Genomic DNA, 6,434 nt, shown 5'->3' with positions numbered 1-6,434 from the left:
TGTTTACAAAAAATTCAATAGTTCCTATGGTTTTTATGAGCAGTGCTCTGCTTTCTATGGTTGCAGGATTCTTAGGAATGCGTGCAGCAACTGAAGCAAACGTGCGTACAGCATGTGCGGCAAAAGATAGCGGCGAACGCGCTGCGCTCTTAGTAGCATTTTTTGGTGGCGGAGTTATGGGATTTGCGGTTGCAAGCTGCGGACTTCTTGGCTTAACCATCCTGTTTTATTTCTTTTTTGATAATTCAAATTTCGCTCAAATTATTACAGCTTTTGCAGCTGGTACGAGCTTAGTTGCATTTTTCGCTCGCGTTGGCGGTGGAATTTACACCAAGTCAGCTGACGTTGGTGCAGATTTAGTTGGAAAAGTTGAAGCTGGTATTCCGGAAGATGACCCTAGAAATCCGGCAGTTATTGCTGACAACGTTGGTGACTGCGTTGGTGATACAGCAGGTATGGGTGCTGATATTTACGAGTCGTACATTGGTGGTATGATTTCTTGTTTGCTTCTTGCAACAAGCATGAATATGGGCGTTGCATACATGACGCTTCCTCTAGTTCTTTCAGCAATCGGTCTGATAGCTTCAGTGTTTGGAATTTTATTTGGTTTGTTTATTAAACAATCACCAGCAGCTCTTCTTCGCAATTCAACCTATGTTGCAATCGTATTCTTCTTGGCTGGTGCTTACGCTTACATGTCAATGTTTGGCATTGATATGTGTTTCTTTATTGCGTCAGTAGTTGGCTGTGTTTCTGGTATTGCAATTGGTCTTGTGACAGAATATTACACAGGCATGAGCCCAGTTCGTAAAATCGCAGAAAGTGCACAATCAGGTGCAGCAACAAATATTATCTATGGTTTGTCTGTTGGTATGGAATCAACAGCTCTTCCTACCATTTTGATTAGTGCAAGTATTTTAACTTCGTTTACATACGGCGGTGGATTGTATGGAATTGCTCTTTCAGCAGTTGCTATGATTGCAACCGTTGGAATTTCAATGACAGTAGATGCATATGGTCCAATTGCGGATAACGCTGGTGGTATTGCTGAAATGTCAGGATTTGGAAAACCAGTGCGAGATATCACTGATGGACTTGATGCTTTAGGTAACACGACAGCAGCAATCGGTAAAGGTTTTGCAATCGGTTCTGCGCTTATGACAGCAATTGCTCTTTTTAGTGCATTTGCAAAAGCAGCTCACATTGCACAGCTTGATGTGCTTCAACCAAAAGTTCTTGTTGGCATCTTTATCGGTGGCATAATTCCTTTCTTGGTTTCATCGATGACTATGCGTTCAGTAAGCCAAGCAGCTTTGAAAATGGTGTTTGAAGTTCGTCGTCAGTTTAGAGACATTCCAGGAATTATGGAAGGTACTGCTGAACCTGACTACGAGCAATGTATTTCAATTGCAACGAAAGCAGCCCTAAGAGAGATGGTTGCGCCTGGCCTCCTGGGAATCGTTAGTCCTATGATAGTTTATTATTTGCTAGGCGTACATGCACTTGGTGGTATGCTAGTAGGATCAACAGTTGTTGGTATCCTTCTTGCGCTTATGATGGCTAATGGCGGCGGCGCTTGGGATAATGCTAAAAAATATATTGAAAAAGGTAATTTAGGCGGAAAAGGTTCTGACACTCATAAAGCTGCAGTTATCGGCGATATGGTTGGAGACCCGTTTAAAGATACTTCTGGTCCAGCTTTAAATATTTTGGTGAAATTAATGGCTATTGTGGCGCTTTTATTAGTGTCATAGTCGTTTATTAAAATTGCATAAAAAAATCCCCGGAATTGACCCCGGGGATTTTTTTTAACGTAATTCTCGGAATTGCCGTGTCCGCCGAAGCTGTTCTTTGCGAAGGCTGGAACCCCGAGGATTTTCTTTTTTGTTAGAGATTTTTTATAAATGTTTTTTAATTTTTTTCCAATCAGATTTTAAATCTTTTTCAAAATCAGCAATCATAGACTCTAGTTTGTTTTTGTTTCCACCGATTAAAACGTCAGTGACGACACCATTGTTAACAAACGCTATAGATGGGTATCCAGGAATTCTTTTATCGCCATTGGTCAATTGCGCCACATGCGTGTGCATTTTATGCTGTGGACCGTTTACTTTTAAAAAATCTATTGATCGATGTTGAAGCGCTAACTTTTCATACATTGGCTTGAGCGTGTTGCAATGTGGACAGTTGCTCATATAACCCATCACCAATGTAGGCGTTGAGCTAGTAAGCGCAGCGTGCAGTTTATCTTCAGATGTGATCTCTCCGACAGGATTGGGCACAGTTGTGGCGTGCCCGTTAAGATATGTTAAGTTCTGAGCTAGTGAAATTGACAGTAAGAAAATAAACAATTTATTTGTTTGCATGATAAAAACCTCCATTTTTTTAATATGCTTACTAGTAGGCTAACAAAAACTGACTTTAATAGTCAACAAACGGTTTAGCTTACAGCTTTGTTTTTGGCTTGACTGGCTCATTGATCACGCCCAAAAAGGGCTCCAGAATCTTTTCTTGTAGAAAATGTCAAGCGAGTCATATTTTTAAAAAAAAGAAAGGTTTTTCTCTGAAATATATCTAAATTTTTTGCTTGATTATCCGTTGTGGTGTGTTACGCTATCAGGACATTCTTGCAAAAAATCGCTGATCTATCAGGTTTTTTACAGGGTCGCTCATAATCTATCTATAAAAAAGGAAGATGTAGCTAGTCTAAGTGTTTACTGATAAATATTGATTCTATATGTAATTCTAACCGGAGTTTGGTGTGAATAATCGGACATTACATTCATTGCAAGGCAATTATGAGTCTTTGGCTGATTTTCAGTTTTTAATAAAAAACATTGATGGGGTTACGGCGCAATACAGCTTGCTCGACATTCGTCAAATGTTTACTGGATCTATCAAAGGCTTTGAAGCTGACATAGTTGTTGAAAAAATTATTGCACAGGTAAAAAAGAATCTTTTTGATGGCATCACGATGTCGGAAATAGAAAATTTATTGATTCTTTCGACCGTTCAATTTATTGAACTCGATAATGCGTATAGTTTTGTAGCATCGCGATTGCTTCTTCGTCATTTGTATCATGATGTGGTTGGTTATTGGCCTGAAAATATTAACGCTGCGGATTATAAAAAATCTTTTATTTCAGGCATTCAGCTTGGTGTGCAGACTGATAAGTTTGACAAACGTATGTTGGATTTTGATTTAGATTATTTGGCGCAATATATCGATTCATCTCGGGATAATCTTTTTCAATATCTAGGTTTGAAAACACTGCATTCTCGCTATTTTAAAAAACATGAAGGTAAATCATTTGAGTTGCCACAAGCTTTTTGGATGCGAATTGCTATGGGTCTTGCTCTTCTAGAAAAAGACAAAAATGGCAAAGCTATAGAGTTCTATGACATTATGTCTCAACTTTTATTTGTTCCGTCTACGCCAACTCTTTTGCATTCTGGGCTTAAACGTGCGCAGTTAAGTTCTTGTTATCTTACGTTCATCGATGACGACTTGGCTCATATTTTCAAATGTATTGGCGATAATGCTCAGATGTCAAAATGGTCTGGTGGTGTGGCTAATGATTGGTCTGCTCTTCGTGCAACTGGTGCCTTGATTCAGTCAATTGACGTTGCAAGCCAGGGAACAATTCCATTTATGAAAGTTGCTAATGATACGACAGCTGCAATCAACCGAAGTGGTAGCCGTCGTGGCGCAGTCGTTGCCTACATGGAAACGTGGCATTATGATTTTGAAGAATTTTTAGACTTGAAAAGAAATACGGGCGACGATCGTCGACGTGCTCATGATATGAATACTGCTGCGTGGATTCCAGATCTTTTCATGAAGCGTATTTTAAACGATGAATCGTGGACGTTGTTTTCACCAGATGAAACTCCCGAGCTTCATGAGCTGTATGGTCATGCGTTTGATGAAAAATATGTTGAGTATGAAAAGAAAGCTCAAGAAGGTAAAGTTAGACTCTTTAAAGTTGTTTCTGCAAAAGCTTTATGGCGTAAACATTTAACACGACTTTTTGAAACTGGACATCCTTGGCCAACATTTAAAGATTCTTGTAACGTTCGATCGCCACAAGATCATGTGGGCGTGGTTCACAGTTCAAACTTGTGCACTGAAATTACTTTGAACACAAGCAGAGAAGAGACAGCTGTGTGTAATTTGGGATCGATTAATTTAGGTCAATTTATTCAAAATGGTAAAATTAACGAGCCTCTTTTAGCCCAAACGGTAGAAATTGCGATACGCATGCTTGATAATGTTATTGATATTAACTTTTATCCAGTTAAAGAAGGGCAAGTTTCAAACTTCCGTCATCGTCCTATCGGACTTGGTATAATGGGACTTCAAGATGCACTTTACAAGCTTGACACTCCATTCCAGTCAGAAAAAGCGCTTGCAGATTCTGATCTTTTAACTGAGCTTATTTCTTACTATGCAATTTTAACGTCATCGCAACTTGCAAAAGAACGCGGTACTTACTCTTCATACAAAGGTTCTAAGTGGGATCGTGGAATTTTACCAATGGATACTTTAGATCTTTTGGAAAAAGAGCGTCAATTGCCTATTGAGCGATTTGGCGTGGTGACCAAAGATTGGTCTATTGTTCGTGATCAAGTTAAAAAGTATGGAATGCGCAACTCAAACACGATGGCAGTAGCTCCAACAGCAACGATTTCAAACATTTCTGGTTGCTTTCCGTGTATTGAGCCGATTTACAAGAATTTGTATGCTAAATCAAATTCAAGCGGTGATTTTACGGTTGCAAATAGTTTCTTAGTCGATGATTTGAAGAAATTAGGACTATGGAATGAGGAGATGCGTGATCAGTTGAAATATTATGATGGAAGCGTTCAGGCTATTGCTACGATTCCAAAACACCTCAAAGATAAATATAAAACATCGTTTGAAATTGATCCGATGTGGATGATTAAAATGACAGCTTCTCGCGGTAAATGGATCGATCAAAGCCAATCTCATAACGTATTTGTTCAGGGTACATCTGGAAAACTACTACATGACCTTTATGTCTATGCATGGAAATGTGGCGTAAAAACTATGTATTATTTACGATCACTTGGCGCAAGTCAGGTAGAAAAATCCACACTTGATGCTGAAAAGTATGGATTCACACAAAAAAGAAATAATGAAAAAGATGTGTCTGCGACACAAATGTCTGCGACACAAATGTCTGCGATACAAGTGTCTGCGATACAAGTGTCTGTGACACAAGTGTCTGCAGTTGATCAAGCAGATCAGGACATGGCAATTGATATGGATATTGCTCCAAAAGCATGTAGCCTTGAAAATCCTGACTGTGAATCTTGCCAATAAATGACCCGGCTTCCCAGCCGTCGCCTTTGGCTATGGCGGGCAAGCTGCTTTTAACTATGCCGAGGTCCGAGAAAAAACGAAAGAACTATAAATCATGTCAATCATCAAAGATAAAAAAACGGATCCTAATAAAATACTGCCTATGAAGTATTTGTGGGCTCGCACCTTCTATAAAAATGGTGTTGCAAATAATTGGACACCAGAAGAAGTTTCTATGCAGCTCGACGTTGAGCAGTGGAAATCGCCAGGTGTAATTTCTGCAAAAGAACGAGAATTAATACTTTTAAATCTTGGTTTTTTTGCAACGGCAGAATCATTGACGGCAAATAACATTGTGCTTGCCCTGTATAAGCATGTAACCAATCCAGAATGCCGCCAATACTTATTGCGCCAGGCTTTTGAGGAGGCTGTTCATACCGATACGTTTATTTATTGCTGTGATTCTTTGGGATTGGATCCTGATATGATTTATTCAATGTATGAAACGGTCGATGTGATCAAGGCTAAAGATGAATTTGTTGTCGGTTTGACTAAGTCTATTTTAGATGGAAACTTTGAGATTGTTGATACCAACACGACGCAAATGTTTTTAAGAGACTTGATTGGTTTTTATGTCATCATGGAAGGTATATTCTTCTATGCTGGCTTTGCGATGATGCTTTCACTTAAACGTCATCAAAAAATGGTTGGGATTGGCGAGCAATTTGAATACATCATGCGTGATGAAAGCATACATCTTGCTTTCGGATGTGATTTGATTTCTACGATTATCCAAGAAAATCCTGAAGTTTGGACACCAGCATTCCAACAAGAGATTGTCGACCTCATTAAACATGCAGTTACGCTTGAAACAGCATACGCAGTTCAAGCATGCCCAGATGGACTCTTGGGAATTTCAAGCAGCCAGTTTTGTGACTACGTTCAATACATTGCAGATCGTAGACTTCTGCGTTTAGGTCTACCTAAGGTTTATCACACGCCAAATCCATTTTTATGGATGTCTGAAGCTACAGACTTAAGCAAAGAAAAAAACTTCTTTGAAACACGCGTAACTGAGTATCAATCAGGTGGTTCGCTTGAATGGTAA

General features: G+C 39.2%; 4 protein-coding genes. 3 read left to right on the top strand and 1 reads right to left on the bottom strand.

Translation table 11 applies throughout. The features are described 5' to 3' along the window. Nucleotides 1-1,754: sodium-translocating pyrophosphatase (locus WC747_01275; GenBank protein ID MFA5998634.1), on the top strand; the 1,754-nt coding region annotated here is incomplete at its 5' end. A gap of 144 nt (nt 1,755-1,898) precedes the next feature. On the opposite strand, the gene WC747_01270 is transcribed toward WC747_01275, so the two are convergent. Then, nucleotides 1,899-2,366, bottom strand: coding sequence for a thioredoxin family protein (locus WC747_01270; protein ID MFA5998633.1), 468 nt, complete (start codon nt 2,364-2,366; stop codon nt 1,899-1,901). A gap of 395 nt (nt 2,367-2,761) precedes the next feature. On the opposite strand from WC747_01270, the gene WC747_01265 reads away from it, so the two are divergent. Both WC747_01265 and WC747_01260 read left to right on the top strand, forming a co-directional pair. Next, the gene (locus tag WC747_01265) at nt 2,762-5,347 is read left to right on the top strand and encodes a ribonucleoside-diphosphate reductase subunit alpha (protein ID MFA5998632.1); all 2,586 of its coding nucleotides are present in this window, start codon (nt 2,762-2,764) and stop codon (nt 5,345-5,347) included. Between the two features lie 94 nt (nt 5,348-5,441). Beyond that, complete coding sequence (locus WC747_01260) at nt 5,442-6,434, top strand: ribonucleotide-diphosphate reductase subunit beta (protein MFA5998631.1); 993 nt, start codon at nt 5,442-5,444, stop codon at nt 6,432-6,434.

This window comes from Candidatus Babeliales bacterium (assembly GCA_041660205.1).
In the GTDB taxonomy this organism is placed as follows: Bacteria; Babelota; Babeliae; order Babelales; family Chromulinivoraceae; genus JACPFN01.
The sequence above is the reverse complement of the archived record's forward strand: the minus strand, read 5'-3'. Positions and strand labels throughout refer to the sequence as shown.

Bases quoted from the DNA above. Each gene is read 5' to 3' on its own strand.
- WC747_01260 (MFA5998631.1), top strand. From the start codon at position 5,442: ATGTCAATCATCAAAGATAAAAAAACGGATCCTAATAAAATACTGCCT.
- WC747_01270 (MFA5998633.1), bottom strand. From the start codon at position 2,366: ATGCAAACAAATAAATTGTTTATTTTCTTACTGTCAATTTCACTAGCT.